This window comes from Nocardia sp. NPDC050712, from assembly GCF_040654295.1.
Taxonomy (GTDB): domain Bacteria; phylum Actinomycetota; class Actinomycetes; order Mycobacteriales; family Mycobacteriaceae; genus Nocardia.
In genome coordinates, this window is sequence record NZ_JBFAHT010000004.1 from 170,446 (window position 1) to 196,956 (window position 26,511).

At 67.7% G+C, this 26,511-nt stretch carries 27 protein-coding genes; 14 read left to right on the forward strand and 13 right to left on the reverse strand.

Annotation, left to right across the window (positions count from 1 at the left end; all coding sequences use genetic code 11):
• The first annotated feature begins 69 nt into the window (after window positions 1–69).
• Complete coding sequence (locus AB0H76_RS28925) at window positions 70–1,584, forward strand: leucyl aminopeptidase (protein ID WP_357330178.1); 1,515 nt, start codon at window positions 70–72, stop codon at window positions 1,582–1,584.
• Between the two features lie 49 nt (window positions 1,585–1,633).
• On the opposite strand, the gene AB0H76_RS28930 is transcribed toward AB0H76_RS28925, so the two are convergent.
• Entirely contained in the window at window positions 1,634–1,996 is a 363-nt protein-coding gene (locus tag AB0H76_RS28930) for an oxidoreductase (RefSeq protein ID WP_357330179.1), read from the reverse strand.
• Window positions 1,997–2,266: 270 nt separating this feature from the next.
• Here AB0H76_RS28930 and sucB point away from each other — a divergent pair, with 270 nt between their 5' ends.
• Window positions 2,267–4,063: a 2-oxoglutarate dehydrogenase, E2 component, dihydrolipoamide succinyltransferase gene (sucB, locus tag AB0H76_RS28935; protein WP_357330180.1), complete on the forward strand. Its 1,797-nt coding sequence runs from the start codon at window positions 2,267–2,269 to the stop codon at window positions 4,061–4,063.
• Window positions 4,064–4,069: 6 nt separating this feature from the next.
• Window positions 4,070–4,978 carry a TIGR01777 family oxidoreductase gene (locus tag AB0H76_RS28940; protein WP_357330181.1) on the forward strand — a complete coding sequence of 303 codons (909 nt, stop codon included), beginning with the start codon at window positions 4,070–4,072 and terminating at the stop codon, window positions 4,976–4,978.
• Here the strand turns inward: AB0H76_RS28940 and AB0H76_RS28945 are convergent.
• Window positions 4,975–5,403: a VOC family protein gene (locus AB0H76_RS28945; RefSeq protein WP_357330182.1), complete on the reverse strand. Its 429-nt coding sequence runs from the start codon at window positions 5,401–5,403 to the stop codon at window positions 4,975–4,977. The two genes, AB0H76_RS28940 and AB0H76_RS28945, sit on opposite strands and share 4 nt — an antisense overlap.
• Before the next feature lie 131 nt (window positions 5,404–5,534).
• Between AB0H76_RS28945 and AB0H76_RS28950 the strand changes: the two genes are divergently transcribed.
• From AB0H76_RS28950 to AB0H76_RS28965, 4 genes are all read left to right on the forward strand, one after another.
• On the forward strand, window positions 5,535–6,068 hold the full coding sequence (locus tag AB0H76_RS28950; RefSeq protein ID WP_357330183.1) for an N-acetyltransferase family protein: 534 nt from the start codon (window positions 5,535–5,537) through the stop codon (window positions 6,066–6,068).
• Window positions 6,069–6,222: 154 nt separating this feature from the next.
• Window positions 6,223–6,975, forward strand: a complete 753-nt coding sequence (lipB, locus tag AB0H76_RS28955) for a lipoyl(octanoyl) transferase LipB (protein WP_357330184.1) — start codon at window positions 6,223–6,225, stop codon at window positions 6,973–6,975.
• A gap of 10 nt (window positions 6,976–6,985) precedes the next feature.
• Window positions 6,986–8,002 (forward strand): lipoyl synthase, encoded by a 1,017-nt coding sequence (lipA, locus tag AB0H76_RS28960; protein WP_357330185.1) that lies wholly within the window; start codon window positions 6,986–6,988, stop codon window positions 8,000–8,002.
• A gap of 46 nt (window positions 8,003–8,048) precedes the next feature.
• Window positions 8,049–8,381: a hypothetical protein gene (locus AB0H76_RS28965; RefSeq protein WP_357330186.1), complete on the forward strand. Its 333-nt coding sequence runs from the start codon at window positions 8,049–8,051 to the stop codon at window positions 8,379–8,381.
• On the opposite strand, the gene AB0H76_RS28970 is transcribed toward AB0H76_RS28965, so the two are convergent.
• From AB0H76_RS28970 to AB0H76_RS28980, 3 genes are all read right to left on the reverse strand, one after another.
• On the reverse strand, window positions 8,368–8,736 hold the full coding sequence (locus tag AB0H76_RS28970) for a DUF1801 domain-containing protein (protein ID WP_357330187.1): 369 nt from the start codon (window positions 8,734–8,736) through the stop codon (window positions 8,368–8,370). The two genes, AB0H76_RS28965 and AB0H76_RS28970, sit on opposite strands and share 14 nt — an antisense overlap.
• A gap of 32 nt (window positions 8,737–8,768) precedes the next feature.
• A complete protein-coding gene (locus tag AB0H76_RS28975; RefSeq protein ID WP_357330188.1) occupies window positions 8,769–9,068 on the reverse strand; it encodes an Rv3235 family protein in 300 nt (99 codons plus the stop codon).
• A gap of 328 nt (window positions 9,069–9,396) precedes the next feature.
• Window positions 9,397–10,995, reverse strand: coding sequence for a TROVE domain-containing protein (locus AB0H76_RS28980; RefSeq protein ID WP_357330189.1), 1,599 nt, complete (start codon window positions 10,993–10,995; stop codon window positions 9,397–9,399).
• A gap of 480 nt (window positions 10,996–11,475) precedes the next feature.
• On the opposite strand from AB0H76_RS28980, the gene AB0H76_RS28985 reads away from it, so the two are divergent.
• A complete protein-coding gene (locus tag AB0H76_RS28985; protein ID WP_357330190.1) occupies window positions 11,476–11,733 on the forward strand; it encodes a hypothetical protein in 258 nt (85 codons plus the stop codon).
• Window positions 11,734–11,743: 10 nt separating this feature from the next.
• On the opposite strand, the gene AB0H76_RS28990 is transcribed toward AB0H76_RS28985, so the two are convergent.
• Window positions 11,744–12,490, reverse strand: a complete 747-nt coding sequence (locus AB0H76_RS28990; RefSeq protein ID WP_357330191.1) for a DJ-1/PfpI family protein — start codon at window positions 12,488–12,490, stop codon at window positions 11,744–11,746.
• Window positions 12,491–12,505: 15 nt separating this feature from the next.
• Window positions 12,506–13,462, reverse strand: a complete 957-nt coding sequence (locus AB0H76_RS28995) for a GlxA family transcriptional regulator (protein ID WP_357330192.1) — start codon at window positions 13,460–13,462, stop codon at window positions 12,506–12,508.
• A 162-nt stretch (window positions 13,463–13,624) separates the two neighbouring features.
• Between AB0H76_RS28995 and AB0H76_RS29000 the strand changes: the two genes are divergently transcribed.
• The gene (locus AB0H76_RS29000) at window positions 13,625–14,713 is read left to right on the forward strand and encodes an alpha/beta hydrolase (RefSeq protein ID WP_357330193.1); all 1,089 of its coding nucleotides are present in this window, start codon (window positions 13,625–13,627) and stop codon (window positions 14,711–14,713) included.
• Window positions 14,714–14,763: 50 nt separating this feature from the next.
• Window positions 14,764–16,971 carry an SNF2-related protein gene (locus tag AB0H76_RS29005; RefSeq protein ID WP_357330194.1) on the forward strand — a complete coding sequence of 736 codons (2,208 nt, stop codon included), beginning with the start codon at window positions 14,764–14,766 and terminating at the stop codon, window positions 16,969–16,971.
• A gap of 37 nt (window positions 16,972–17,008) precedes the next feature.
• Here the strand turns inward: AB0H76_RS29005 and AB0H76_RS29010 are convergent, their stop codons facing one another.
• From AB0H76_RS29010 to AB0H76_RS29030, 5 genes are all read right to left on the reverse strand, one after another.
• A complete protein-coding gene (locus tag AB0H76_RS29010) occupies window positions 17,009–17,248 on the reverse strand; it encodes a hypothetical protein (RefSeq protein WP_357330195.1) in 240 nt (79 codons plus the stop codon).
• Window positions 17,249–17,346: 98 nt separating this feature from the next.
• Window positions 17,347–17,916 (reverse strand): hypothetical protein, encoded by a 570-nt coding sequence (locus AB0H76_RS29015; protein ID WP_357330196.1) that lies wholly within the window; start codon window positions 17,914–17,916, stop codon window positions 17,347–17,349.
• A 66-nt stretch (window positions 17,917–17,982) separates the two neighbouring features.
• The gene (locus AB0H76_RS29020; protein WP_357330197.1) at window positions 17,983–18,876 is read right to left on the reverse strand and encodes a hypothetical protein; all 894 of its coding nucleotides are present in this window, start codon (window positions 18,874–18,876) and stop codon (window positions 17,983–17,985) included.
• A 2-nt stretch (window positions 18,877–18,878) separates the two neighbouring features.
• Window positions 18,879–19,220 (reverse strand): type VII secretion target, encoded by a 342-nt coding sequence (locus tag AB0H76_RS29025; RefSeq protein ID WP_357330198.1) that lies wholly within the window; start codon window positions 19,218–19,220, stop codon window positions 18,879–18,881.
• Between the two features lie 2 nt (window positions 19,221–19,222).
• A complete protein-coding gene (locus AB0H76_RS29030) occupies window positions 19,223–19,804 on the reverse strand; it encodes a YbaB/EbfC family nucleoid-associated protein (RefSeq protein WP_357330199.1) in 582 nt (193 codons plus the stop codon).
• A gap of 249 nt (window positions 19,805–20,053) precedes the next feature.
• On the opposite strand from AB0H76_RS29030, the gene AB0H76_RS29035 reads away from it, so the two are divergent.
• Window positions 20,054–22,267 (forward strand): elongation factor G-like protein EF-G2, encoded by a 2,214-nt coding sequence (locus AB0H76_RS29035; protein ID WP_357330200.1) that lies wholly within the window; start codon window positions 20,054–20,056, stop codon window positions 22,265–22,267.
• A 43-nt stretch (window positions 22,268–22,310) separates the two neighbouring features.
• Window positions 22,311–23,054: a DUF4191 domain-containing protein gene (locus AB0H76_RS29040; RefSeq protein WP_357330201.1), complete on the forward strand. Its 744-nt coding sequence runs from the start codon at window positions 22,311–22,313 to the stop codon at window positions 23,052–23,054.
• Between the two features lie 48 nt (window positions 23,055–23,102).
• On the opposite strand, the gene AB0H76_RS29045 is transcribed toward AB0H76_RS29040, so the two are convergent.
• Window positions 23,103–23,633, reverse strand: a complete 531-nt coding sequence (locus tag AB0H76_RS29045) for an RDD family protein (protein WP_357330202.1) — start codon at window positions 23,631–23,633, stop codon at window positions 23,103–23,105.
• A gap of 265 nt (window positions 23,634–23,898) precedes the next feature.
• Between AB0H76_RS29045 and glnA the strand changes: the two genes are divergently transcribed.
• Complete coding sequence (gene glnA / locus AB0H76_RS29050) at window positions 23,899–25,335, forward strand: type I glutamate--ammonia ligase (RefSeq protein WP_357330203.1); 1,437 nt, start codon at window positions 23,899–23,901, stop codon at window positions 25,333–25,335.
• Window positions 25,336–25,612: 277 nt separating this feature from the next.
• On the forward strand, window positions 25,613–26,491 hold the full coding sequence (locus tag AB0H76_RS29055; protein WP_357330204.1) for a tyrosine-protein phosphatase: 879 nt from the start codon (window positions 25,613–25,615) through the stop codon (window positions 26,489–26,491).
• The last annotated feature ends 20 nt before the right edge of the window (window positions 26,492–26,511 follow it).

The following is a 26,511-nucleotide window of genomic DNA, read 5'->3' on the forward strand; positions in this document are numbered from 1 at the left end:
CGTTCGCCGCACCGCGTGTCCGGTGTGCTCGCCGCGAACAAGATCGCACCGGACAGTAATCTGAGCCGCATGACCGCTGTCGCAGATCGCTCACTCGGACCGGAACTGACCCGCATCCAGACCATCAATCCCGACACCGACGTCCTGGTGATCGGGTTGACGTCCTCGGAGAACGGCCCGTCCATCGTTCCCGAGGACTTGTTCGGCGATGTGCTGACCGAGGAGGTCCGCGCGGAGCTGCTGGATCAGCTCGGCGCGGTCGGCGCGAAGGGCAAGGCCGAGGAGCTGACCCGGGTGCCCGCGCCGGCCGGCCTGGACGGCGTCTCCAGTGTGCTCGCGGTCGGTCTCGGCTCCGCCGAGAAGATCGACGAGGAGCAGGTGCGCAAGTCGGCCGGTGTCGCCGCGCGCTCGCTGTCGGGCACCGAGCTGGTGGCCACGACGCTGGGCGGCGTCGATCTCGGCGCGGCCGCGGAGGGCTTCTACCTCGGCGCCTACACCTTCACCCCGTTCAAGTCCGCCAAGTCCGCGCCCAAGCCCGACGAGCAGCCGGTGGCGCGCGTCGAATTCCTGGTCCCCGACGCGGATTACGGCGAGAACACGCTGCTGCGCGCCCAGCTGACGGCCGAAGCCGTCGCTACCGCACGGGATTTCGTGAACACCCCGCCCAGTCACCTCTACCCCGCCGAGTTCGCCGACCGCACCCGCCTGCTCGCCGAGGCGGCCGGGATCGAGGTCGAGGTACTCGACGAACATGCTTTGGCCGCAGGCGGTTTCGGCGGCATCCTCGGCGTCGGCAAGGGTTCCTCGCGCCCGCCGCGGCTGGTCCGCCTGACCTACTCCGGCGGCCCGAAGAAGGTCGCGCTGGTCGGCAAGGGCATCACCTTCGACACCGGCGGCATCTCCATCAAGCCCGCGCAGAACATGGAGAACATGACCTCGGACATGGCCGGCGCCGCCGCGGTCGTGGCCACTACGCTGCTGGCCGCGCGCCTGGGCGTGCCGATCACGGTGACCGCGACGGTGCCGATGGCCGAGAACATGCCCTCGGCCACCGCGCAGCGGCCCGGCGACGTGCTCACCCAGTACGGCGGCACCACCGTCGAGGTGATCAACACCGACGCCGAGGGCCGGCTCATCCTGGCCGACGCCATGGTCCGGGCCTGCGAGGACGACCCGCAGTACCTCATCGACGTGGCCACCCTCACCGGCGCGCAGATGGTCGCGCTGGGCACCCGCACCCCGGGCGTGATGGGCACCGAGGAGTTCCGCGACCGCGTCGCGTTCATCTCCCGCGCGGTCGGCGAGAACGGCTGGGCCATGCCGCTGCCCGCGGAACTGCGCGCCGACCTGAACTCCAAGATCGCCGATCTGGCCAACGTCGCGCCGCACCGCTGGGGCGGCATGCTCTCGGCCGGGCTGTTCCTCAAGGAGTTCGTGCCCGAGGGCGTGCAGTGGGCCCACGTCGACATCGCGGGTCCGGCCTACAACACCGGCGGGCCGTTCGGCTACGTCGGCAAGGGCGGCACGGGTGTCCCGGTGCGCACGCTGATCGCGGTCCTCGAGGACATCGCCGCGTCGGAATAGCAACACTGAGGTTCGAGGCCCACCCGGACAATTCCCGGGTGGGCCTCCGTCATAGGTCGCGCAGTTCCTGCTCGAAGGCGCGCTGCCGTTCGATCTTCTTGCGGGCGTCGTGATCGCGCATCCGCTGCGGGTATCCGGTCTTGGCGATGTCGTAGACCGGAATGTGCAGATCACCCGCCAGACGCGCGGCGCCGCGCTCGCCGACGATCCGGCGCGTCCATTCCCCGTCCGCGGCGATCAGCACGGCTGTGACATCGGTCACCGTTGTCTTCGGTTCGATGAAACCTTCGACCCCGACGTGGGTGCGAACCCACTCGCGCAGATAGCGCAGATCCTCCTTGGTCGAAGTCCCCGCACGTGACGAGGTGCCACCACCTCTGCCGGCGCTCTTGAACCGATCCAGCAAACCCATCAGCGCCGACCTCCTAGCGACACCGGAGAACCAATCCCCACCGGTACCCCCATCTTGCCAGCTCGGCGAGAATTAACCGGTTTCTTGGCTGCCCTGTGCTACACGCCACCCGTGCGAGTGCAAGGATGGATCGCGGTACAAGGAACCACCCCGATCCTCGGTGCCACCGGAACCTCGGTGACTTTCGGGCATTCGTCGCGACCTGCGACGGCGGCCTGCCGAAGATCAACTGTTGCAAAATCCGTCGAGCAGTCAGAGGAGTCAACGGACATGGCCTTCTCCGTCCAGATGCCGGCTCTTGGTGAGAGCGTCACCGAGGGAACGGTGACCAGGTGGCTGAAGCAGGAAGGAGACACGGTCGAGGTCGACGAGCCACTGCTCGAGGTCTCCACCGACAAGGTCGACACCGAGATCCCGTCCCCGGTAGCCGGTGTGCTGTCGAAAATCGTCGCCAATGAGGACGATGTGGTCGAGGTCGGTGGCGAGCTGGGAGTGATCAGCGATGCCGGCGAGGCAGCGGAATCCGCGCCCGCACCTGAGGCATCCGAGCCCGAGGCTTCAGCCCCCGAGCCGGAACCCGAACCTGAGCCCGAACCCGAGTCGAAGCCCGCCGCACAGGAATCCGCCCCCGCGGCTTCCGGCAACGGCAATGGCAACGGCGGCTCCGGGACCCCCGTGAAGATGCCCGAGCTGGGCGAATCCGTCACCGAGGGCACCGTCACCCGCTGGCTCAAAGCCGTCGGCGACGAGGTCGCCGTCGACGAGCCGCTGCTCGAGGTCTCCACCGACAAGGTCGACACCGAGATCCCGTCGCCCGTCGCGGGCACCCTGCTGGAGATCACCGCGCAGGAAGACGATGTCGTCGCGGTCGGTGGCCAGCTGGGCGTGATCGGCAGCGGTCAGCCCGCCGCCGAGGCTTCCGAGCCGAAGCCCGAGCCCAAGCCGCAGGCCAAGGCCGAGCCGAAGCCGGAACCCAAGCCGAAGCCCGAGCCCAAGCCGGAACCCAAGCCCGAGCCCGCCCCCGCGGCCAAGGCCCCAGCCCCCGCGCCGAAGGCTCCCGCCCCGCAGCCGCCGGCCCAGGCCCCGGCCGCGTCGTCCTCCTCGTCGGGCAACGGCGCGACCCCGTACGTCACCCCGCTGGTCCGCAAGCTGGCCGATGAGAACGGCGTCGACCTGTCGTCACTCACCGGTTCCGGTGTCGGCGGCCGCATCCGCAAGCAGGATGTGCTCGCCGCGGCCGAGGCCAAGAAGGCGCCGGCCGCCACCGCGACCGCCGCCCCGGCCGCACCCGCTGCCAAGGCGCCGTCCGCTCCCGCGGCCGCCGCCCGCCCGCAGCTGGCGCATCTGCGTGGCACCACGCAGAAGGCGAACCGGATCCGCCAGATCACGGCCACCAAGACCCGGGAATCGCTGCAGACCACCGCGCAGCTGACCCAGGTGCACGAGGCCGACGTCACCAAGATCGCGGCGCTGCGCACGCAGGCCAAGGCGGCGTTCAAGGAGCGCGAGGGCGTCAACCTGACGTTCCTGCCGTTCTTCGCCAAGGCCGTGGTCGAGGCGCTGGGTGTGCATCCGAACGTCAACGCGTCCTACGACGAGTCGTCCAAGGAGATCACCTACCACGCCGCGGTGCACCTCGGTATCGCCGTGGACACCGACAACGGCCTGCTGTCGCCGGTGATCCACAACGCCAGTGACCTGTCGCTGGCCGGCCTGGCTCGCGCCATCGCCGATATCGCGAACCGGGCGCGCAACGGTGGCCTCAAGCCGGACGAGCTGTCCGGTGGCACCTTCACCATCACGAATATCGGCAGCCAGGGCGCGCTGTTCGATACGCCGATCCTGGTTCCGCCGCAGGCGGGCATGCTCGGCACCGGCGCGATCGTCAAGCGCCCGGTCGTGGTGACCGACGAGACGGGCAGCGAATCCATCGGCGTCCGCTCGATGTGCTTCCTGCCGCTCACCTACGATCACCGTCTCATCGACGGCGCCGACGCTGGTCGCTTCATGACCACGATCCGGCACCGGCTCGAGGAAGCGGCGTTCGAGGCCGATCTCGGTCTGTAACTACCGATGAAGGTTGTGATCGCCGGGTCCTCCGGAGTGATCGGGACAGCGCTCGTCGCGGCCCTGCGCCGCGACGGGCACGAGGTGGCCCGGCTGGTACGCCGTCGGGCCGCCGCACCCGACGAATTCGCCTGGGACCCGGTCCGCGCGGAACTGGACGTGCGCGCCCTGCGCGGCGCGGATGCGGTCGTCAACCTGTGCGGCGCATCGATCGGCGGGCGGCGCTGGACCGGCAGCTACAAGCAGGAGCTGCGGGACAGCCGCCTCACCCCGACCGATGTGCTGGCTTCCGCGGTCGCCGCCGAAGGGGTGCCGGTGCTGGTCAACGCCAGCGGCGTGCACGTCTACGGCGGCGACACCGGTAACCGGGTGGTCGACGAATCCACCCCCGCCGGAACGGGTTTCCTCGCGGCGCTGTGCCGCGACTGGGAGGCCGCCACCGCTCCGGCGGCCGCGGCCGGCGCCCGCACCGTGCTGCTGCGCAGCGCTCCCGTGCTGACTCGGCACGGCGGCATCCTCGGCATGCTGCGGCCGCTGTACTCGATCGGCCTGGGCGGGCGGCTCGGCAACGGCCGCCAGTACACCCCGTGGATCTCCGGCGACGACGAGATCGGCGCGATCCTCTTCGCGCTCACCCACGACACCGTCTCCGGCCCGGTCAACCTCGTCGGCCCCGCCCCGGTGACGAACGCCGAATTCAACCGCGCCCTCGGCAAGGCCCTGCACCGGCCGGCCCCGTTCGTGGTTCCCGCCTTCGCCCTGCGCGCCCTGGTCGGCGAGTTCGCCGACGAGGCGATTCTGCGCGGCCCCCGCGCCATCCCCACCGCCCTGGAAACCGCGGGTTACCAGTTCCGCCACCCCACCATCGGCGCGGCGCTGGCCGCGATCACCGGCCGCGACAGCGCCGAGCGCTAGCCGAAATCGGGCAGCGTCAGCGATCCGTCCGCGGCGAGCGGGAACCCGGGATTGTGCGCGATTTCCCAGGCGTGGCCGTCCGGGTCGACGAACGCGCTCGAATAGAAGCCGATCTCGTTGACCGCCGCGGGTTTGGTGACGGTCCCGCCCGCGCGCACCACGACCGCCAGCAGGGCATCGACCTCCGCCTCGGATCGGACATTGTGCGCCAGGACGATCCCGCCGAACCCCGTGGCCGGCCCGGGCGCCAGGCCGCAGTCGGCGGCGAGCTTGTCACGGCTCCAGAGGACCAGACCGAGCCCGCCCGCCTGGAAGAAGACCGTCTCCTGGACTTCCTGCCCCTGCCAGCCCAGGGCCTCGTAGAAACGCTTGGCCCGGGCGAGATCGGCGGCGCCCAGCGTGACCAGGGTGATGCGCTGCTCCATGCGGCCACGGTACGCCGCGGACGCGGCTGTGATCTTGCGAACCGCAGCCGCACAGTCCCGCCCGGATCGGCGACAATCGGGAGGCCAGCCCACCCGGCGACCCTCCCCCGACGACCACGACCGAGGCGATGATGACCGACACCGAGCTACGTCCCGCCACCGTCATCCGCGATGCGCGCGCGGACGACCTGCTGGCGATCCTGGACATCCACAACGCGAATATCGCGGCGTCCACCGCCATCTGGGATACCGACCTCGTGGGGCTGGACGATCGGCAGGCCTGGTTCCGGGATCGCACCGCGGCGGGCATGCCCATCCTGGTCGCCGAGATCGACGGCGAGCTCGCCGGGTACGCCAGCTACGGGCAGTGGCGCCCCAAATCCGGGTACCGCTACTCGGTGGAGAACTCCGTCTACATCGCCGACCGGTTCCACCGCCGCGGCCTGGCCACCGCGCTGCTCACCGAGCTGATCGCGCGCGCCGCCACATCCGGCCGGGTGCATGCCATGATCGCCGCGATCGAGTCCTCCAACACCGGTTCCATCACCCTGCACGAGCGCTTCGGCTTCGTCACCGTCGGTCAGCTACCGGAAGTCGGCCACAAATTCGGCCGCTGGATGGACCTGACCCTGATGCAGCTCACCCTCCCGCTCGAGCCCCAGTAGTGCGATCGCACGTGTGCAGGCGCGAGCCGCGGTGTGCCGTTTCCCCGATGCCACAAGGCCCAGGGTCAAGCCACCGTTAATGCCGCAATCTCGTGCCCCGAAGCGAGCCGGGTCCCCTTCACTCGGCGACTCTCCTGGGCGTAGCGTCAGAGCGGTGAACGACACGCGCACCATTCGGTCCGCCAGATTCGACACGACCCCGATCGTGGTCGAGGATCTCGGGCTCATCGATTACCACAGTGCTTGGGACCTGCAGCGCACCATCGCCGCGGAACGCGCTGAGGGCACCGGAACCGACCGCCTGCTGCTGCTGGAGCACCCGTCGGTCTACACCGCGGGCCGCCGCACCCAACCCGAGGACATGCCGATCGACGGCAGCCCGGTGGTGCAGGTGGACCGCGGCGGCAAGATCACCTGGCACGGTCCCGGGCAGCTCGTCGGCTACCCGATCGTGCGGCTCGCCGAGCCGGTCGATGTCGTGCACTACGTGCGCCGCCTCGAGGAGGCGCTGATCTCGGTCGTCTCCGGTTTCGGTCTCACCTGCGGCCGGATCGAGGGCCGTTCGGGCGTGTGGCTGCCCGCCACCGAGGTGTGCACCGAGCGCAAGATCGCCGCGATCGGCGTGCGCGTGCAGCGTGGGGTTGCGCTGCACGGCATTTCGCTCAACTGCACCGCCATGGACGGCTTCGGCGCCATCATCCCGTGCGGCATCCGCGACGCCGGTGTCACCACGCTCTCGCGTGAACTCGGCCGCGAAGTCACCGTCGCCGAACTGAAGCCCGCGGTCGCCGCCGCCATCGTGCGCGCGCTCGACGGCGAGTTGCCAGTTACCGAGCACGATATTCCCCGTGTCGCCAATGCCACAGCCGCCGACACGGCCCGTCCGGCCGTTTCGGCCCAAGCGTAAGGTCGATCACGTGACCTCAGCTCAAGCCCCGGCAGGACGCAAACTGCTGCGGATCGAAGCGCGCAACTCGGAGACCCCGATCGAGCGCAAGCCCAAGTGGATTCGTACCCGCGCCACCATGGGCCCCGAGTACTCCGAACTCAAGGGCCTGGTCAAACGCGAAGGCCTGCACACCGTCTGCGAAGAGGCCGGCTGTCCCAACATCTTCGAATGCTGGGAAGACCGCGAAGCCACCTTCCTGATCGGCGGCGAGCAGTGCACCCGGCGCTGCGACTTCTGCCAGATCGACACCGGCAAACCCACCGCACTCGACCGGGACGAGCCCCGCCGCGTCGCCGAGAGCGTCCAGGCCATGGGCCTGCGCTACTCCACCATCACCGGCGTCGCCCGCGACGACCTGGAAGACGGCGGCGCCTGGCTCTACGCCGAAACCGTCCGCGCCATCAAGGCGCTGAACCCGGCCACCGGCGTCGAACTGCTCATCCCCGATTTCAACGCCGTCCCCGATCAGCTGGCCGAGGTCTTCTCCTCGCGCCCCGAGGTTCTGGCGCACAACCTGGAGACGGTGCCGCGCATCTTCAAGCGCATCCGCCCCGCCTTCCGCTACGAGCGCTCACTGGCCGTGCTGACCGCGGCGCGCGAGGCGGGCCTGGTCACCAAGTCCAACCTGATCCTCGGCATGGGCGAGACCCCGGAAGAGGTCACCCAGGCCATGCGCGACCTGCACGAAGCGGGCTGCGACATCCTCACCATCACCCAGTACCTGCGCCCGTCCCCCAGGCATCACCCGGTCGATCGCTGGGTCAAGCCGGAGGAGTTCGTGGAGCATTCGAAGATGGCCGAGGAGATCGGTTTCGCCGGCGTGATGGCCGGGCCGCTGGTCCGCTCCTCCTACCGCGCGGGCCGGTTGTACGCCCAGGCCATGGCCCATCACGGCCGCGAAATCCCGTCCGACATGGCGCATCTGGCCCAGGGTGGCACCGCCTCCCAGGAAGCCAGCTCCGTCCTGGCCCGGTTCGGCAGCTAGCCCGGACGTACCCCGCGCCTCCGGGCGCGGGGTTCCGCTCTCCGCTATGTACAGAAATCGCATCGACAACCCGATCGCCACCGGCCGCGTCCAATGGACCTCCGGCGGCCGCCGCCTCGGCGCACCCACCGGTGGCCTCTACCTCCCCACCGCCCTGCCCGGCATCGGCCCGAACATCCGCCTGCGCGCGGTGCTGCTCAGCATCTACCTCGAGCGCACCGGGCAGATCTCCGACGAGGGCGAACTGGTGCAGATCGGCTTCCTGGTCCCCACCCTCGCCGCCCCGCACCTCTACCCCGGCGCGGAATGGACCGTCTTCGAGGGCCCGCGGCCCGTCGCGGAGCTCTCGATCAAGGCAGTGCTGATCAAGACTTCGTGATCTCTCCCGGCACGGCAGCCGTGGCTTCGATCAGATCCCGCACCAGGTCGAAGTCCACGTCCGCGGCATTGCGAAACCGCAAGCAGGCCTTGCCCATATCGTGCCCGGCGAGCCGTTCCTCGAACGCTTCGCGCACATCGGCGCGCATGACGTACACCGCGATGTACTGCTTCTGACTCGCGAACCCGAATTCGATGTCCGCGCGCTCATACCCGGGCATCCCGTACCGCATGACCTCGCCGAATCCCGCCAGCTCGGCCCGGCACATCTCGACCAGCCGGGTCAGCACCGCCCGCCGCTCCTCGGGCAGCTCCGCGAGATACTCCTCGACTGTCGCCGCTTTGCTCTGCACCATGCCCGCAGATCCTAGCGAGGGGGTCCGACGGTCTAGAACAACCGGAACGCCGTCAGGAGCCAGTCCTTCGAGCGACCGCATTCCATGCGAGCCGCCAGCGCGAAGTGGCGAGGACCTCGTTGGTAGCGGGCACACAGCTCGGCGGTGGCCGGGTCGAGCATCGTCACCTCGACCCGCAGCAGCACCGCGGCACCCAGTGCGCGATGCGGAGCCGAGTTCTCGGTGACGATGGTGCGGATTCTGTGCAGCACAGCGTCGCTCGCGGACAGGTGCCGTAAAGGTCGTCGGCGATCGATGATTTCCAAGGCGAGTCGCAACGACTGCGACGCCACGTCCTGCACCGTGCCAGAAACCGGGGCAGGCGGATCGGCACGTCCGGCTGTCCGCTCGACTCGCCGCGGTACAGCCATCCGCGGCACGGCACGGCGTCTGTTCCGACTCTGTGAGGGTGAGCAGTGAAACCACTGCAACGGTGTGGAATTCGAGACATCAGACTCGGGCATGGCAAGTCCCACCTTCGCGCATCGCCTACGGATCAGATCGACAACCGCCTTCTGCACTTGTTCTGACGCACGGAGTTGCCGATCGGTTCCATCGCCCCCGGACATGCGACCGCCCGTCTGCTTGCCGGGATGGCGAGCAGACGGGCGGTCACACAGATCAGGCTCCGCGCGCGAAGTCGGACAGCAACGCCGGCACCGCCGCATCGAACCCGGCGACGTCCAGCATCCCCGCGTCCGACGGATCGGCGATCGTGAAATCCGTCGCGGTCATACCGACCACGACCAGCTTCGCGTCCGGGTTGACCTGCTCCCGGTACTGCCGCAGCGCCTGGTGCGGGTGGATCTCACCCGCCCACGTCTCGTTGTCGGTGTACACCGTGAACACGTCGACCTCGAGCTTGCGCTCCAACGCGTACCGCATCGGCAACGAGCAGTCGGTCCCGCCGAACGGCAGGCCGGCGGTGCGGCGCAGCACGTCGTCGAGCCGCTGCCGCGGCCCGATCGGCAGCGGCGTCAGCGCGCTGTCACGGTAGTTGTTGTGCTCGCCGGAGGTGAATCCGACGATCTCGTAGTCGGTTTCGGTGCTCGCGGTCACCATCGCCAGTGCGGCGGAGGCTTCCCGCGCCGTGATCGGCAGCCCGGAGATGCCCATCGTCATCGAGCCCGAGACGTCCAGCGCCAGCAGATGCCGCTTACCGGTCGGCTGGACCGCGTCGAACGCCGCGTAGAACGCCGCGTCGAGCGCGTCGACGATCGGACGCGAAGGCTCCCAGGTGCCCTCACCACGGGCACTGCGCCCGGAGGCGTAGGTCCGCAGCGCGACCAGTACCGACACCGGATGCACCCGCGACTTCCGCAGCCGCGCCGGATCGGTGAGTTGCGCTGCGACAGCACCGGTCCGAGCCCCGAGCGGCGACAGCAGCCCGAGCCGGGTCAGGCGCGGCAGCTGCCGCAGCAGTGCGGTCTGCGGAATTCCGTTGTCCAGCAGGGCTTCCCACACCGCCGCCTCGTTCAGCGCGGCATCGGGCAGCATCTCCCAGGACAGCCGGTACGCACGCACCAGCTCCGGAACCTCGGACACCGGCGCGGCCTGGGCCCGCTGGAATCCTTCGACGAACCGCAACCCGTCCAGCGACCCACCGCGACCACAGATCCAGTCGAACAACCGGATTCGCGCGTCCTCACCGGTCGCCGGATGCGACAGCCGCAGCAGATCGCGGTGCGACCAGCCTTCCCGCTGCCGATACTTCACGACCTGATAGGCCAGGTCATCGACCGGCTTCGTGGTGTACCAGGCGCCGACCGCTCGCCGCAGCCCGCGACCCCAGCCCCGGAACTGCTCGACGTAGCGAGCGAACAGAAACAGATGCGTACCGGTGCGTGCGACCAGCGGCAGCGCCGCGAGCGCGGTGCGCCGGCCGTCCTCGTCACCGAGGGATGCCGCGGCGGCGAGCGCGAACAGCGCCGGGTTCTGCTTCGGCGCCCGGCCGGAGGTGGAGATCTCGACGATCTCACGCACCAGATCAGCCGGCCGGTTGCGCGCGAAATCCATTACGACAGCGGCGTTTTCCTTCGCCAAATCCTGTGCCCGCACGTAGTAGGTGCCGCCGTCGACACCGAGAACCAGGAATCTGCGCAGCCGGACCTCGGGCGTCACCTCGAAGGTGAATCCGCCCGCGTTGTTGCGGACCTGCCGCGGGTCGGCCTGGGTGTGCTGCGCGGTCGCGCGGGCGTTGATGCCTGCCAGTGCGTCCATGTCGTCCTCGATTCCGGCCCTTGCGGGCATCACTTCGAGGGGGTACGCACGGTCGCGCCTAGAGACTCCCCCTCGTTCAATACAGTTGGAAGAGAAGGACGGTCGTGGGTTGCCGACCGGACCAGCGCCGGCTTGCGCCGCCGCTGTCAGGAGTTGAACCTGGGAACCGATAACCGATCAGCTCCGGCCCGTCCTTCTCGTCCGGGCAACCGAGGGCGAGCGGGCATGTGATTGCCGACCGAAACTGCTCTGCCAGTTGAGCTACGACGGCCTGAGCCATCGACGGGACTCGAACCCGCAACCCGTCCATTAAGAGTGGATAACCGATCGAACTCCGGCCCGCTCACCCTCGGTGTGCCTTACTGCCAGGAACTGTACGTCGCCCGGGAGGGGCCCCGCCACCCATTTATTTCGATCACCCATCTACCGCCGCCGCCATGCGGCAAGATGATCGGGTTTGACCGAACTGATTGGAGCACAATGCGTTTCGCCGCCCTTCTCGGGTCCTCCGCCGTCGTCGCCGCCGGCTTGATCCTCGCGACCCCGGCCCAGTCGATGGCCCAGCCGCAATCCAACTGCCACGCCTCCTACACCCCCTGCGTCCCCATCACCAGCGATGTCGACTGCAAGGGCGGCGGCGGCAACGGCCCCGTCTACACCGGCCGCGTCCAGGTCATCGGACCCGACGAATACGGCCTCGACAAGGACGGCGACGGAATCGCCTGCGAAAAGAGCTGATTCCGGCACCTCACCGCGCGGCAGAGCCCACCCGCTTTGCCGCCCGGTCCCGGACCCGGTTCAACGTCAGCCGCCACAGCGCGGTAGCGACATCGAGCGGAACCCGCGGTGTCACAGCACGTTTGGTCATCTCCCGCCGCGTCTTGCGCAGCACTTCCTTCGACGCCTTGTCCGGGTGCCCGGAGTCGAACGGCGGCTGCGGATCGTATTCGATCCCCAACTGCACCATCTGCGCCGCCTCTACCCCGGCGATCTCCCCCACCAGCCACAACCCGAGATCGATGCCCGCGGAAACCCCGGCGGCAGTGACGATCTTGCCGCTGCGCACGATCCGATCGTGTGGCCGCGACTCCACCCCGAACGCCGCCAGCGCCGACTGCGCCGACCAGTGCGTCGTCGCCGGGTGTCCCCGCAGAATGTCGGCCGCCGCCAGCACCAGCGCCCCACTGCACACCGAGGTCGTCCACTGCGTCCCCGCGTGCACCCGCCGTAACCACTCGATCAGCTCCTTGTTCGCCATCGCCTCGGTGGTCGCCGCCTCCGATCCCGGCACCAGCACCAGGTCCGGCGCCGGCGTCTCCGCGAACGTATGCGTCGCCCCCAGCACCAGCACCCCGCTGTCGGACACGATCGGCCCGACTTCATTGGACACGAACCGGATCTCACCGTCCGGCAGCCCGCGCAGCACCTCGTAGGGCCCGATGGCATCCAGCACGGTCAGCCCCGGATACAGCACGATTGCGATCTGAAATACCATGGTGCACTTCCTTTTTCATTGATCAGCGAACCGGGCGCGATATTCGCCCGGTGGTATCCCCAAGTGACGATGAAAGATTCGATACAGCGTGTCCGGACTCCCCAGCCCCACCGTCGAAGCCACCCGATCCATCGTCTGATCCGTGGTCTCCAGCAGCCGCCGTGCCGCCCCCACCCGGACCCGCTCCACATAGCGCGCCGGCGTGGTCCCGAGCTCGGCCGCGAACACCCGGGAGAAATGCCTGGTGCTCATCCCCGCCCGCATCGCGAGCGCCGCCAGCGACAAATCGCCCGCCAGGTTCTCCTCCATCCACACCTGCAGTGCCCGAAGCGAATTCCGCTGCGGGGCCTCGGCCGCCATCGGCGCGCTGAACTGGCTCTGCCCACCCGGCCGATGCAAATAGACCACCAGCCACCGCGCCACCTCCCGCGCCAGCGCGGCATCGTGATCGTCGGCCACCATCGCCAACGCCAGATCGATCCCCGCCGTCACCCCCGCCGACGTCCACACCGGCCCATCACGCACATAGATCCGATCCGGCTCCGTCGTCACCGCCGGAAACCGGCTCGCCAGCAACTCCCCACCGGCCCAGTGCGTAGTGGCCCGCCGCCCATCCAACAACCCGGCCTGCGCCAACAGATACGCCCCCGAACAAATCGAACCGACCCGCTCGGCCCACCCTGCGCCCCGCCGGATCCCCGCCACAAGCCCGTCCTCCCCACTCGCCGCCCACGCCGCCAGCCCACCCGCCACCAGCAGCGTGTGCACCGGCTCGCTCCAACTCCCCAGCGCATGCCGCGCCATCACCTCGACCCCGCATGCCGACCGCACCAGCCCCGCTGACGCCGAAGCCACCTCCACCCGATACCCCGGCCGCGCCCCCAGCAACGCCGCCGAACTGAACACATCCGCGGGCCCCGCCAGATCCAGCAACTGAAACCCGTCGAACACCACGATCAGCACCGTCCGCATGGGTTCAGCCTGCTGGAACGCGGTTTTGGCGTCAACGACACGACTACCGCAAATCCAGCCATCCCCCGATCTCCGGGGCGGAATCCGGGAACTTCCCGATCCGAATACCGGTACCGACTGCGAGACTGCCCGGGCACCATCCCTTCGACCAGAAGCGAGCCCATGCGTTTCCCCCGTTTGCTCACTGTCGCAGCACTTCTCGTCTTCGGTCTCAGTGCGGCGGCCCCGTCGGGCGCCGCCGCCGACGACTGGTCGCTGCCCGCACCCACCGGCCAGTTCCCGGTCGGCGTGCAGGAGTTCCACCTCGTCGACGATCGACCGGATATCTGGGCGCCGGAACAGAATCGCGAACTGATGGTGTCCGCGTGGTATCCCGCACTCGCGCCGATCGGCAGACCCGACCCCTACACCACGACGGCGGAGGCGGCCCTCGTCCTCGCCTCACAGCGAGTCACCGGCGTCACTCCGGACACGCTCAGCGAGCTTCGAACCCACGCCTACCTGGACGCCCCGCGACTGGGCAACCCGCTACCCACGGTGGTCCTGTCCCCCGGCTTCAACATGCCCCGTTTCACCCTCACCGGCCTCGCCGAAGAACTGGCCAGCCGCGGCTACCTCGTCCTCGGCATCGACCACACCTACGAATCCGCCGCGATCACTTTCCCTGGCGGCCGCATCACCGAATGCCTCGCCTGCACAAGCGATCCGAACCCGGCGATCTACTCACCGAACCGCGCCGCCGACGTCTCCTTCGTCCTGGACGAACTAATCGGCCGCCTCCCCATCGACCCGGCCCGCATCGCCATGGGCGGCCACTCCGCAGGCGGTTTCGCCGCCCCGTTCGCCCTCGCCCAGGACACCCGCCTCCGCGCCGGCTTCAACATGGACGGCACCTTCCCCGCCGCACCGACAGGCCGAGCCACCGACCAGCCGTTCCTCATGCTCGGCGCACCCCACCACGCCCCCGACGGCGAATACAGCGCCAAATGGTCCGCCGCCTACACCGCCTTCCACGGCTGGAAACGCTGGATAACCATCGACGGAACCAACCACGGCTCCTTCACCGACTTCGGCCCGATCGCCGACTACCTCGGCGTCGTCATCCCCGGCACCTCGATCGCCGGCGACCGGGCCATGCAGCTGACGCGTGCCTGCGTCGTCGCGTTCGTCGACCACCACCTGCGCGGCCTGCCCGCACCGATCCTCGACGGCCCCGACCCCGCCAACCCAGAACTCCACTTCGGCGGCTGACAGCCGCGGCCGAGTTGCCCGAGTGCACAATTGGTGGTCTAGGAGTGGATGTGACCCAGCCGCCGAGTTCGGCACCAGCGACGAGCGCGAACGTCAAGCAGGCGATCGCCGACGCGCGCTCGCTCGTGCAACGAGGGAAAGCTGTTGTCAGCGCTGCCGAACACCTGCGGGAAAGCATCCGGCATCAGCTCGATATCGCTACCGCCGAGGAAGTCGAGAGCCAGCTGCGAGGCCGAGACCTCGACGAGCTCCGGCCGCTGGCGGGCGGCACTCGCTTCGGAGCTCTGAGCAAAGCGGGCTTCCGCACTATCGCCGACGTCCGGCAGGCCGGACGCTACCGCCTCGCTCAGGTCCCCGGGGTCGGTCCGGCCACCGCCGAGCGGGTGGAGTCGGCAGCCCAGACGTATGCGGAGAAGCTGCGGGCGGCGACCCGGGTGCGGCTCGACGCGGAACGCCGGCCGCCTACCCAGACGCAGTTGCTTGCCTTGATCTCCGCCCTCGATCGGGCCACCGCCGCGGCGGCGACCCTCACCGATCCCGTTGCCGACCTCGATGACGCCGTCGCACCGCTCGCCGCCCGAGCACAACCCGCGGCGAGCAGATTTCGAATGTTGTTCGCGGGCAACGACAAGAAGGGCGCTGCCCGAAGCGCCGCTGTCCAGCTGCAGACCCTGCTCGCCGATCGGCGAACGGAAGCGCTGCGGTCCTCGATCGACAGTGCCGAGCGCGGCATAGATCCGGCGAGCTACGCCGTCGACCAGCTCTGGCGCGAGTATCAAGCCAACGCGGCGGCGGTGAACTCCCTGCTGGATTCGATATCCGGCGCCGAAGCAGCGGACGCCGAGGCGGCTCACGGATACATCGCGGACGAACTGCGCCAAGAGATCAGCGCGGTTCCATTGGACACTGGTCTGCTCACCGCCACACTGCGTAAATATCAGGTGTTCGGCGCACAGTATGCGCTGCACCAGGAGCGAACCATTCTCGGCGACGAGATGGGACTGGGAAAGACGGTGCAAGCCTTGGCCGTGTTCGCCCATATGACGGCCCGAGGGCACCGGCACTTCCTGGTGATCTGCCCTGCCAGCGTTCAAATCAACTGGCTCAACGAGATCGAGAAACATACCCGGCTGACCGCCCACAACCTGTACGGGCGAGACCGGGAGGCGAACGGGCAACGCTGGCTCCGGGACGGCGGGGTCGCGGTTACCACGTACGGCACGCTCGGCAGGCTGACATTTCTCACGGACGCGGAAATCGCCATGCTCGCAGTCGACGAGGCGCACTATGTGAAGAATCCGGCCACACAGCGCGCCCGCCAGGTGCGGCTGGCCGGCGAGCGATCACAGCGACTGCTTTTCCTCACGGGAACTCCCATGGAGAACCGGGTCGAGGAATTCCGGAACCTCGTCGGGTATCTACGGCCGGAGGTGGCGGCCCGGATCGACGCGAGCGACGCGGTGGCGGGTGCGCGCCATTTTCGCAAAGCGGTCGCGCCAGTCTATTTGCGGCGCAACCAAGAAGACGTCCTCACTGAACTGCCCGAGAAGATCGAAGTCGAGGATTGGGTGCAGCTCAGCTCGGCGGACCTGGATGAATACCGCGACGCCGTGGCCGCCGGCAACATGATGCGGATGCGGCGCGCCGCCTACGCCGCGAGCTCCTCGGCCAAGCTCGAACGCCTCGTCGAGATCGTCGAGGAGGCGTTCGAAGACGGCCGCAAAGTGATCGTGTTCTCCTTCTTCCTCGATGTCCTGGGAACCGTGGGCACGAGCCTCGGCGCCGCGGCGATCGGCCCGCTCACCGGCCGCGTCAGTCCACCGGAACGGCAGCGATTGATCGAGGAATTCACCGCCCGGCGGGAACCGGCCGCCTTGCTGAGCCAGATAGAAGCCGGCGGCGTGGGCTTGAATGTGCAGGCCGCATCGGTCGTGATCATCGCCGAACCACAATGGAAGCCGGCGACCGAGGACCAAGCCATCGCTCGCGCGCACCGCATGGGCCAGACCCGACCGGTCCAAGTCCATCGACTATTGGCCAAAGACAGTGTGGACGAGCGGATGCGGGAGATTCTCGAACACAAGCAACTACTGTTCGCGGAGTTCGCGCGAAAGAGCGACGCGAAACAGGCCGACCCGAATGCCGTAGACGGTTCGTTCCATCGGCCCGAAATCATCGACGACGAAGCCGTACCGGCCGAGCAGCGGGTACTGATCGCCGAACGGCATCGGCTCGGTTTGGATAGTTCAGACCGATGAACCGGCTGTAAACGGCGGCTCGCCTCGAGCCACCGGATCAGCAGTTGTTGTCGCGCAGCTTGCTTTCCAGCCCCCGAATGCGAAACTCCAGAATCGACTGCTGGTTGGAGTTGCTGGTGATCCGCAGCTGACGTTCCGCCCGGTCGAGCGCTTTCTGGAGGTCGGCGCAGGTGTCGGACTGAGCGGCGGGGGCGGCGGTCGCGGCGGGGAGTGCGAGGGTGAGAGCGGTGGCCGCGGCGAAGGCGCCGGCGAGGATGCGGGTTGCGGTGACAGACATGTGGTTCCTGACATTTCGAAGGGATTACCTACGATGATGTCGGTGGATCGGAACACCTTCCAGCCACCCTTGGGGTGCGAATTCGCAACCCCGCGCGGTCACCTCACCGAACTCACGACGGCCCCCACAACCATCATGGCCGCGAACAAGCCGAAGAATACCGAACTGAAACGCATCCAGTTGAGAGCCGGCCAGCGCTTGGGCTCCGCGCCGATGGCGCCCTGGTAGTACTTCAATCCGGGCGAACGGTAATAGACCGGGGTCTGCGCGCCGGGATAGACCGGCACCTCCGCGACCGCTTGCCCCATGTCTTCCCACCACACACGGTTCAAGGTCCAGCGAACCCAGGCCGAGGGTCTGCGGGTACGGACTTCGACGGTGTAGCGGCCGGGATGAGCGGGAATATGGGTCTCACCCCAGTGGGTATCCGGTATCTCGTTGCCGTTCACCAAGATTCGCGGCCCGGTCGAGGCGTAGGCGAAAGCGAGCACCCACGGCCGGTAGTACTGGGCGTCGACTCGGATTCCGGTCGGCCCGGGCGCTGGGCGGTAGGCCTCCAGCGGATCGGGCCGGTCGACCGGCGACATGCGCCACCGGTTGCGCGGACCGGGTTGTTGATCAATCGCCCCGCGATCGGGCCGCGACTCTTCCCCATGCTGTTTACGCACAGCGACTTCCTCCCATGTGCCGGCCGTCGAAGCAGACGCACTTCGGCGACCGGATCTGAACCTCGACTACGCGGGCTGCGGTTGCTGCTGCTGTTGCTCTTGCTGTTGCTTGGCCTGATCCTCCGCGATGCCGGTGAGGACCGCGGTCAGAGCATCCTTGTAAGGGCCTATATCTTTCAGCGCCGCAAGCATTTTGGTGATGAGCATCGATACTTTCACGGTGTCGCGAGCGAGCCGTGCCGCGGCGGCCGGTGCAACGTGCACCATGGCGGCACCGGCGGTCACGATCAATTCGAGGGTCCAGCCGATCAGTGCGCCGGCCAGACTGGCGAGCACGTCCTGGACCAGCGTGCGGAAAGCATCGATGACCTTCTGCACGATCTCCATGATTTTGCCCATGCTGGCGGCTACGCCACCGGCGCCGGAGATCTTGGCGATCAAGGTGTTCGCGGTGGCCTTGTAGGCATCGCCGGCGCCGCCGGTCCAAGTCGAGACATCCTTGGCCAGCCCTGTTTCCCAGCTCTTGGACGTTTCAACCAGTTTTTCGGCGATCTTCGTCCACGAATCCGCGTACGCCTGAACCATGTCGGGCGCTCCGGCCAGTTCGTCCAGCCACTCCCGCAGCGGCTCGACGTGCGTGAGCATCCAGTCGACGATTTGCTCCGCGACGAAGGCAAAGGGATCGACGATCGCGTCGGCGACGGTGACGCCGGTGGCGATACCGCCGGTGATGGCCGACAGGGTGTCGCCCTTGCTCAGGTCCGCGAAAACCTTCCAGCCATCACCGAATACCGTGCCGTCCATAAACCCCGGCACGCCGTCGTCGTTGCTGGCGAAACCTACTTCGTGGAGCCAGGAAACATCTTCCTGGAAGTAATTGTTGCGATAGTCAACCGCGAGTTCTCCGTCATCGTTCTTCAGCAGTTCGTTGTCAGGAGCTTCGCCGTCATTGTGCGCCATGCCTACTTGGTCCCCCCGGATTCACCGATCGTCTCGCGGAGTTCGCTCAACGCCTTGCCGAAGCTGCCATCCTTGTCCTCGAACGTGGTGGCAACCGTCTCGAGTTTGTCCGGCAGCGCGGCGACGTTCTCCGCGACGGTGCGGATCGCCGCCACGGTCGCCTCGAAGTTGTCGTCGAGTAGCCAGCTCACCACTGGTCGCGGAATCTTGCCGTAGCCGTCGTCGGCATTGCCGAGATAGGTGGCCGCCTCCAGTGCCGTATCCAGGTCCTGGATAACGGATTTGAGGTTCTCCGCATGCGCGCGGACCTCGTCGGGATCCACCGAAAGTGCTTCGTTGCCCATGATTACACCAGCCAGGACTTCTTGTTGAAGTAGTCGTCATCGTCGTCCGGCTCATCGGGGGTGACGATCTGATCGCGGTCGGGTTTACGCGTACGCGGCGGCGGAGTCGTTTCCGTCGGCCACCCGGGCGGCGACGCCGGCGGAGCCGGACTGGGAACCGGCGGCACGGGCGGAGCCGGGTCGGGCACCGGTGGCGGGGTGAACGGTTCCGGCTTTACCTCGTCGGGAAAGCGCTGAGTGAAGTTCTGGATGATCGCGGCGCCAACCGGGTCGTCGCCCACGGAATTATGGACAGCGTTGGCAACCTCGGTACGCAATCGCGCCTGGGCACCGCGCATGGTGGACATGATCTCGGCGGCAAGCGCCGAGGGGTCCGCACCACGCGCACTGCCCGACAGCTTGATCGAGGAGGGAACACCGTTGCTGTCGACCGTCACGGTCACCCGGCCGCTTCCGCTCGCCCCCGTCGCGGTCAGCGCGGCCATCCGCCCCTGCAACTCCTCGAACCGTTCAGCTCGGCGCTCCATTTCCGCCGCATACCGCGCCATGTCCTCCGCGGTGCGGCCCGGACCGAATCCGACCATGAACAACTCCCCTTCTTCGCAGTCTCGGCGATCGACGCCGTACACACCCTGTCGCCCGGGAACCGCCCGCGCAAATCGCGTCCTGAGGTTTGCAGAGTGGGTTCCTATCTCCTTCGACGCACTTGCGAACCGATCGGTTCCATCAATTCGACAACCCCCAGCAAGGCCCCGTTTCCCACGATCCGTGGACGTGACCCACATCACGGTGGGAAGCTCGATACAACGTGTCGACGCAAGGAATCAAGACCTATGGCGGACAAGGCGAACGGTCAGGCCGGGGGCAACGGCAGAGTGCCGAGTGTGGATCGGCCCGAGCGGATACGGAATGTGGTGCTGGTCGGGCACAGCGGGTCGGGGAAGACGACGCTGGTGGAGGCGATGGCGTTGACCGCGGGGGCGGTGAATCGGGCGGGGCGGGTGGAGGATGGGACGTCGCTGTCGGATTATGACGAGATCGAGCATCGGCAGCATCGGTCGGTGCAGTTGTCGGTGGTGCCGATGGCGTGGGCGGGCATGAAGGTCAATCTGGTGGATACGCCGGGGTATGCCGACTTCGTCGGGGAACTTCGGGCGGGGCTCAGGGCGGCGGATGCCGCCCTTTTTGTTTTGTCGGCCGCGGAGGGGCCGGAAGGGGTCAGTGGCACGACGCGGGCGCTGTGGGCGGAGTGTGCGGCGGTCGGGATGCCGCGGGCGATCGTGATCACCCATTTGGATACCGCGCGTGGGGATTTCGAGGAGATGGTGGCGACCTGCCAGGCGGTGCTCGGCGGTGGGTCCTCGGAAAACATTCTGCCGCTGCATCTTCCGGTGTATGGGCCGGGCAGCGCGGACGGGCATCGGCCGGTGACGGGGTTGATCGAACTGCTGCCGAATTGCGTGGTCGATTACGCCTCGGGCGCGGGGGTGCGGCACGAACCCGTCTCGGAGCAGCGGGAATTGCTGGCGGAGGCGCGGAATCGGCTGATCGAGGGAATCATCGCCGAGAGCGAGGACGAGTCGCTCATGGATCGGTATCTCGAGGGCGAGGACATCGAACTCGACACCCTGGTAGTCGATTTGGAGCGCGCGGTGGCGCGCGGCAGTTTTCATCCGGTGCTGTTCGGGGCGCCCGCGCCGGAGGGTGCGCGGCAAGGGCTCGGCACCGTGGAGTTACTGGATCTGATCACCGGCGGGTTCCCGACGCCGGCCGAGCACGTCGTCTCGGCAGCGCCACTGTCGGACGGCACGAAAACCCGCCCGCTGCCGTGCGATCCGGATGCCGCGCTCGCCGCCGAGGTGATCCGGACCGCCTCGGATCCCTATGTCGGGCGGGTCTCCCTGGTGCGCGTCTTCTCCGGCACGTTGCGCGCCGACGACACTGTGCACGTGTGCGGGCACGGCCTGGCCGAGCGTGGCCGCCCGGACCACGACGCCGACGAGCGGGTGGGCGGGGTGACCGCCCCGTTCGGCAAACAGCAACGCCCCCAGGGGCAGGTCATCGCGGGGGACATCGCCTATGTCACCAAGCTGAGTCACGCCGAAACCGGCGATACTCTCTCCGGCACCGGCACTCCCCTGCTCATCGATCCCTGGCCGATGCCGGATCCGCTGCTGCCCATCGCCATTCGCGCGCACGGCAAAACCGACGAGGACAAGCTCTCGCAGGGCCTGAGCAGATTGGCGGCCGAGGATCCGGCCGTTCGGGTCGAGCACAACGGTCACACCCATCAGCTGGTGCTGTGGTGCCTGGGTGAGGCGCACCGGGATGTCGCGCTGGAACGACTACGCACCCGTTTCGGTGTGCAGGTCGATGTGATCGAGCACCGGGTGGCGCTGCGAGAAACGTTCGCGGGCAAGGCGATCGCGAAGGGGCGGCATGTGAAACAGTCCGGCGGGCACGGGCAGTACGCGGTGTGTGAGATCGAGGTGGAGCCGCTGCCCGGTGGATCCGGGATCGAGTTCGTCGACAAGGTCGTGGGTGGTGTGGTGCCCCGGCAGTTCATCCCGTCCGTGGAGAAGGGTGTTCGCGCCCAGGCTTCGAAAGGCGTGGCGGCCGGTTATCCCCTGGTCGACATCCGCGTCACGCTCTTCGACGGCAAAGCGCACTCGGTCGACTCCTCCGACGCCGCCTTCCAGACCGCGGGCGCGCTCGCCCTGCGGGAGGCGGCGGGTCTCGCGGGCGTCGCGCTGCTGGAGCCGATCGCCGACGTCTGGGTGGTGGTCACCGACGAATATGTCGGGCCGGTGCTCAGCGATCTGTCCGGGCGGCGCGGGCGCGTCCTGGGCACCGAACCGCACGGCACCGGCCGCACCCGCATCCACGCCGACGTTCCCGAACTCGAACTCAGCCGCTACGCCATCGACCTGCGCTCGATCTCGCACGGCACCGGCGACTTCAGCCGCACCTACACCCGCCACGAACCCATGCCGTCCCAGCTCGCGGCGTCCGTCCGGGAGCGGACGAAGGCTGAGACACGGAGTTGATCCGCTGCCCAGTCCCGCGTACCCAGCCACTATCCTGAGAGCCATGGCACCAGGTAAGGGCGGCACGCCGTCGAAGGAAGCGAAGGCCGCGGCGAAAGCGGCCCGCAAGCAGGCCTCGAAAGAGCGTCGCCAGCAACTGTGGCAGGCGTTCCAGATGCAGCGCAAGGAAGACAAGCTGCTGCTGCCGCTGATGATCGGCGCGCTGGTCGGCCTCACCGTGGTCGCCCTGGTGATCGGTTTGCTCACGGGCCTGCAATGGTTCCTGCTGCCGCTGGGCATCCTGCTCGGCGTGCTGGCCGCGTTCATCATCTTCGGCCGCCGGGTTCAGAAGAACGTGTTCGCCAAGGCCGAGGGTCAAGCCGGCGCGGGCGCCTGGGTGCTGGACAACTTGCAGGGCAAGTGGCGCGTCAAGCAGGGCGTCGCCGCGACCACGCAGCTGGACGCGGTGCATCGGGTGATCGGCCTGCCGGGCGTCGTCCTGGTCGGCGAAGGTAACCCGCAGCGGTTGAAGGGCCTGATCGCGCAGGAGAAGAAGCGCACCGCGCGCCTCATCGGCGACACTCCGATCTACGACGTCATCATCGGCAACGACGAGGGCCAGGTCGCGCTGAAGGATCTGCAGCGCTGGCTGACCAAGCTGCCCCGCAACATCGACACCAAGCGGATCGACAACATCGAGGGCCGCCTGTCCGCGTTGAGCGCGCGCACCGGCCCGGCGCTGCCGAAGGGCCCGATGCCCGCCGGCGCCAAGATGCGGGGCGTGCAGCGCACGATCCGCCGCCGCTGAGTTCCTGATCTACGAAGGCCCGTGTCCGGTGGATGCGGGCCTTCGCGTTTATCGGGCGCGGGCCAGCGCCGTCCCCGTCGCCCGGTCGTGCATGCCGCGGCCGTCACCGTCGGTGAAGAGCGCCGGCACCACGAACACCAGCAGCACCTGGCGGGCCAGGGCGCGCACGAAACCGACACCGACCGGGGCATCCACCCGGATCACCCGGATCCGCAGGAAGTACTGGCCCGGCGTGTAGCCGAAAGCCGTCACCGCGAGCACTCCGATTACGAACCACACGCCCCAGGTGGGGGTGCTCAGCGCGTTGATCACGGCTTCCATCTCCGAGGGCGGCGTCTTACCGGCCGGGATGTTCATGTCCGACACGAGCTGCGCGCCGTTCGGGCGCACCAGCACCGCGGCCAGGCCGATCGACAGAATCCAGTCCACGAACAGTGCCGCGATCCGCCGGCCCATCCCGACCAGTGACCCCACTCCTTCGCGTGGCAGACCCAAATGCTCCCCCGGATACTCTGGGGTAGCCGGGTCGCCCGGTTCCGAGGAAGGTCCGGACAGCCAAGAGCCGGTCATGCGCGCCATGCCACCACAATAAGCCGACCCTCACGAGCGACCTGCAAGCAGTCACTTGCGGTGGTCAAGACCCCTCCGACACCGAACCGAACAGACCGGATGGCAGGATTAGCCTGCTGGTAGAGCCCGGGTGGCGTTCTTCACCCGTTCAGCCGCACGTGTAACACTGGCGAAACACAGCCTTGACTGCCGGGAAACTTCGCATCCATAGCGTCTGGTCGCGACGAACCCATGCAATCGACTCAGGCTGGGAACCGATCCGTAAGGAGAACAAGTGACGTTCAGCACGGCCGACGAGGTCATCAAGCACATCAAGGAAGAGGAAGTCGAATACGTCGACATCCGCTTCACCGATCTTCCCGGTGTGCAGCAGCACTTCTCCATCCCGGCCAAGGCGTTCACCGCCGATCTCGCCGAGGAAGGGCTCGCGTTCGACGGTTCCTCCGTCCGCGGCTTCCAGTCCATCGACGAGTCGGACATGCTGCTGCTCCCCGACTTCAGCACCGCGCGCATCGACCCCTTCCGGGCCGCCAAGACGCTGAACCTGAACTTCTTCGTGCACGACCCGCTGACCCGCGAGGCCTACTCCCGCGACCCGCGCAACATCGCGCGTAAGGCCGAGGAGTACCTGCGCTCGACCGGTATCGCCGACACCTGCTACTTCGGTGCCGAGGCGGAGTTCTACATCTTCGACTCGATCCGCTACGACTCGTCGATGAACGGCGCCTTCTACGAGATCGACTCGGTCTCGGGCTCCTGGAACACCGGTGTCGCTCGCAACTCGGACGGCTCCCCCAACCTGGGCTACAAGGTCCGCAACAAGGGTGGCTACTTCCCCGTCGCGCCGTACGACCACTACGTCGACCTGCGCGACAAGATCTCGACCAACCTGCAGAACGCGGGCTTCGAGCTGGAGCGCGGCCACCACGAGGTCGGCACCGCCGGTCAGGCCGAGATCAACTACAAGTTCAACACCCTGCTGGGCGCCGCTGACGACCTGCAGCTGTTCAAGTACATCGTGAAGAACACCGCGTGGCAGGAAGGCAAGTCTGTCACCTTCATGCCGAAGCCGCTCTTCGGCGACAACGGCTCGGGCATGCACGCCCACCAGTCGCTGTGGAAGGACGGCAAGCCGCTGTTCCACGACGAGGCCGGCTACGGTGGCCTGTCGGATCTGGCGCGGCACTACATCGGCGGCATCCTGCACCACGCCCCGTCGCTGCTGGCGTTCACCAACCCGACCGTCAACTCCTACCACCGTCTGGTGCCGGGCTACGAGGCCCCCATCAACCTGGTGTACTCGCAGCGCAACCGCTCGGCTGCCGTGCGTATCCCGATCACCGGCTCCAACCCGAAGGCCAAGCGCATCGAGTTCCGCGCGCCGGACTCCTCGGGCAACCCGTACCTGGCCTTCGCCGCCATGATGATGGCCGGCATCGACGGCATCAAGCGCAAGATCGAGCCGCTGGCCCCCGTCGACAAGGACCTCTACGAGCTCCCGCCGGAGGAGGCCAAGAACATCCCGCAGGCCCCCACCTCGCTGGCCTCGGTCATCGACAAGCTCGAGGAAGATCACGAGTACCTCACCGAGGGCGGCGTGTTCACCGAGGACCTGATCGAGACCTGGATCGACATCAAGCGCACCCAGGAGATCGCCCCGATCAACCTGCGTCCGCACCCGTACGAGTTCGAGCTCTACTACGACGTCTAAGTCGCAGGGCTGCTTCGCGGTTCGTCACCGGAGGCCCATCCGCATTGCGCGGGTGGGCCTTCGGGCGTTCCGGGCCGAAATCACTACCGAACCGGCATATTTCGATAGGGTGTACTTCTAGAGCGAAAGACCGGTCGAGTGGGCTAAACGCTCGAATCTCGTTGAACGGCAACGAGATCCCGGTGACCGGCTGGTCGGTTCCGGTGACCGGGGCTACGGCGGCGATAACGCGAGAAGCCCTGGCAGGCGGCCTGCCGGGCTCCTAACGTCCCCCGCCATGAAGATTTCCCTGATTTCTCTGCTAGCCGCGCCGCTGAGCGCCTTAGCACTGCTGTCCGCACCGACGGCCACGGCCGACGAAGAGGTGACGACACTCGCCAAGATCGAGCTGCAAGGCGCGGTCAATGTTCGTGACATCGGCGGGTACCGGACCTACGACGGCGCGAAAGTGAAGACCAAGAAGGCGATTCGCGCGGACTCGCTGGAAAAGCTCACGGCCTCCGACATTCAGGTCCTGGGCGGATACAACCTGAAGCAGGTGATCGACCTGCGGACGCAGGCCGAGATCCAGTTCAGTGGGCCGGACAAGCTGCCCAGCGGTGTGCCGCTGGTGGCGCGGCCGATCGACGACACCGGGCTGTTCACCAAGCTGCTGCAGGTGATCCAGTTGCGGGACCCGGTGAAGCAGGAGGAGATGCTGGGCGGCGGTAAGGCCGAGCAGATCATGGGCGGGGTGTACAAGAGCTTCCTCACCGATGCCTCGCGGGCCGCGTTCGGGCAGACCATCCGCGATCTCGCGAACACCGACCGTCCGACGCTCTACCACTGCACGGCGGGCAAGGATCGCACCGGCTGGCTCACCTACCTGACACTGCGGGCCGTCGGTGTCCCGGAACGCACTGCGCGCCAGGACTATCTGCTGTCCAACCAGTACCGCGCCGCCGCCGACGCGGCCCTGCGCCAGCAGGTGAAGCAAGCCGGGCTGATGCAGAATCCGGATCTGCTGATCCCGTTGCAGGAAGTCCGTGACGCGTACCTCGATACCGCAATCCGCGAAATGGAGGCCAAGTACGGCGATTTCGGTAAGTTCCTCAGCCAAGGGCTGGGGCTGGATGCCGGCACGATCCTGAAGTTGCGCCGCAACCTCGTCAGCTGACCTCTCCCGCAACCCAACTC

What these genes read in the sequence shown, in the direction of transcription:
- AB0H76_RS29035 (WP_357330200.1), top strand. Translation starts at nt 20,054, where the DNA reads ATGGCGGACAAGGCGAACGGTCAGGCCGGGGGCAACGGCAGAGTGCCG.
- sucB (WP_357330180.1), top strand. Translation starts at nt 2,267, where the DNA reads ATGGCCTTCTCCGTCCAGATGCCGGCTCTTGGTGAGAGCGTCACCGAG.
- AB0H76_RS29025 (WP_357330198.1), bottom strand. Translation starts at nt 19,220, where the DNA reads ATGGGCAACGAAGCACTTTCGGTGGATCCCGACGAGGTCCGCGCGCAT.
- AB0H76_RS28985 (WP_357330190.1), top strand. Translation starts at nt 11,476, where the DNA reads ATGCGTTTCGCCGCCCTTCTCGGGTCCTCCGCCGTCGTCGCCGCCGGC.
- AB0H76_RS28965 (WP_357330186.1), top strand. Translation starts at nt 8,049, where the DNA reads ATGTACAGAAATCGCATCGACAACCCGATCGCCACCGGCCGCGTCCAA.
- AB0H76_RS28925 (WP_357330178.1), top strand. Translation starts at nt 70, where the DNA reads ATGACCGCTGTCGCAGATCGCTCACTCGGACCGGAACTGACCCGCATC.
- AB0H76_RS28945 (WP_357330182.1), bottom strand. Translation starts at nt 5,403, where the DNA reads ATGGAGCAGCGCATCACCCTGGTCACGCTGGGCGCCGCCGATCTCGCC.
- AB0H76_RS29040 (WP_357330201.1), top strand. Translation starts at nt 22,311, where the DNA reads ATGGCACCAGGTAAGGGCGGCACGCCGTCGAAGGAAGCGAAGGCCGCG.
- AB0H76_RS28940 (WP_357330181.1), top strand. Translation starts at nt 4,070, where the DNA reads ATGAAGGTTGTGATCGCCGGGTCCTCCGGAGTGATCGGGACAGCGCTC.
- AB0H76_RS28980 (WP_357330189.1), bottom strand. Translation starts at nt 10,995, where the DNA reads ATGGACGCACTGGCAGGCATCAACGCCCGCGCGACCGCGCAGCACACC.
- AB0H76_RS29010 (WP_357330195.1), bottom strand. Translation starts at nt 17,248, where the DNA reads ATGTCTGTCACCGCAACCCGCATCCTCGCCGGCGCCTTCGCCGCGGCC.
- AB0H76_RS29045 (WP_357330202.1), bottom strand. Translation starts at nt 23,633, where the DNA reads ATGGCGCGCATGACCGGCTCTTGGCTGTCCGGACCTTCCTCGGAACCG.
- AB0H76_RS29030 (WP_357330199.1), bottom strand. Translation starts at nt 19,804, where the DNA reads ATGGTCGGATTCGGTCCGGGCCGCACCGCGGAGGACATGGCGCGGTAT.
- AB0H76_RS29055 (WP_357330204.1), top strand. Translation starts at nt 25,613, where the DNA reads ATGAAGATTTCCCTGATTTCTCTGCTAGCCGCGCCGCTGAGCGCCTTA.
- AB0H76_RS28930 (WP_357330179.1), bottom strand. Translation starts at nt 1,996, where the DNA reads ATGGGTTTGCTGGATCGGTTCAAGAGCGCCGGCAGAGGTGGTGGCACC.
- AB0H76_RS28970 (WP_357330187.1), bottom strand. Translation starts at nt 8,736, where the DNA reads ATGGTGCAGAGCAAAGCGGCGACAGTCGAGGAGTATCTCGCGGAGCTG.
- AB0H76_RS28950 (WP_357330183.1), top strand. Translation starts at nt 5,535, where the DNA reads ATGACCGACACCGAGCTACGTCCCGCCACCGTCATCCGCGATGCGCGC.
- AB0H76_RS28995 (WP_357330192.1), bottom strand. Translation starts at nt 13,462, where the DNA reads ATGCGGACGGTGCTGATCGTGGTGTTCGACGGGTTTCAGTTGCTGGAT.
- AB0H76_RS29000 (WP_357330193.1), top strand. Translation starts at nt 13,625, where the DNA reads ATGCGTTTCCCCCGTTTGCTCACTGTCGCAGCACTTCTCGTCTTCGGT.
- AB0H76_RS29020 (WP_357330197.1), bottom strand. Translation starts at nt 18,876, where the DNA reads ATGGCGCACAATGACGGCGAAGCTCCTGACAACGAACTGCTGAAGAAC.
- AB0H76_RS28990 (WP_357330191.1), bottom strand. Translation starts at nt 12,490, where the DNA reads ATGGTATTTCAGATCGCAATCGTGCTGTATCCGGGGCTGACCGTGCTG.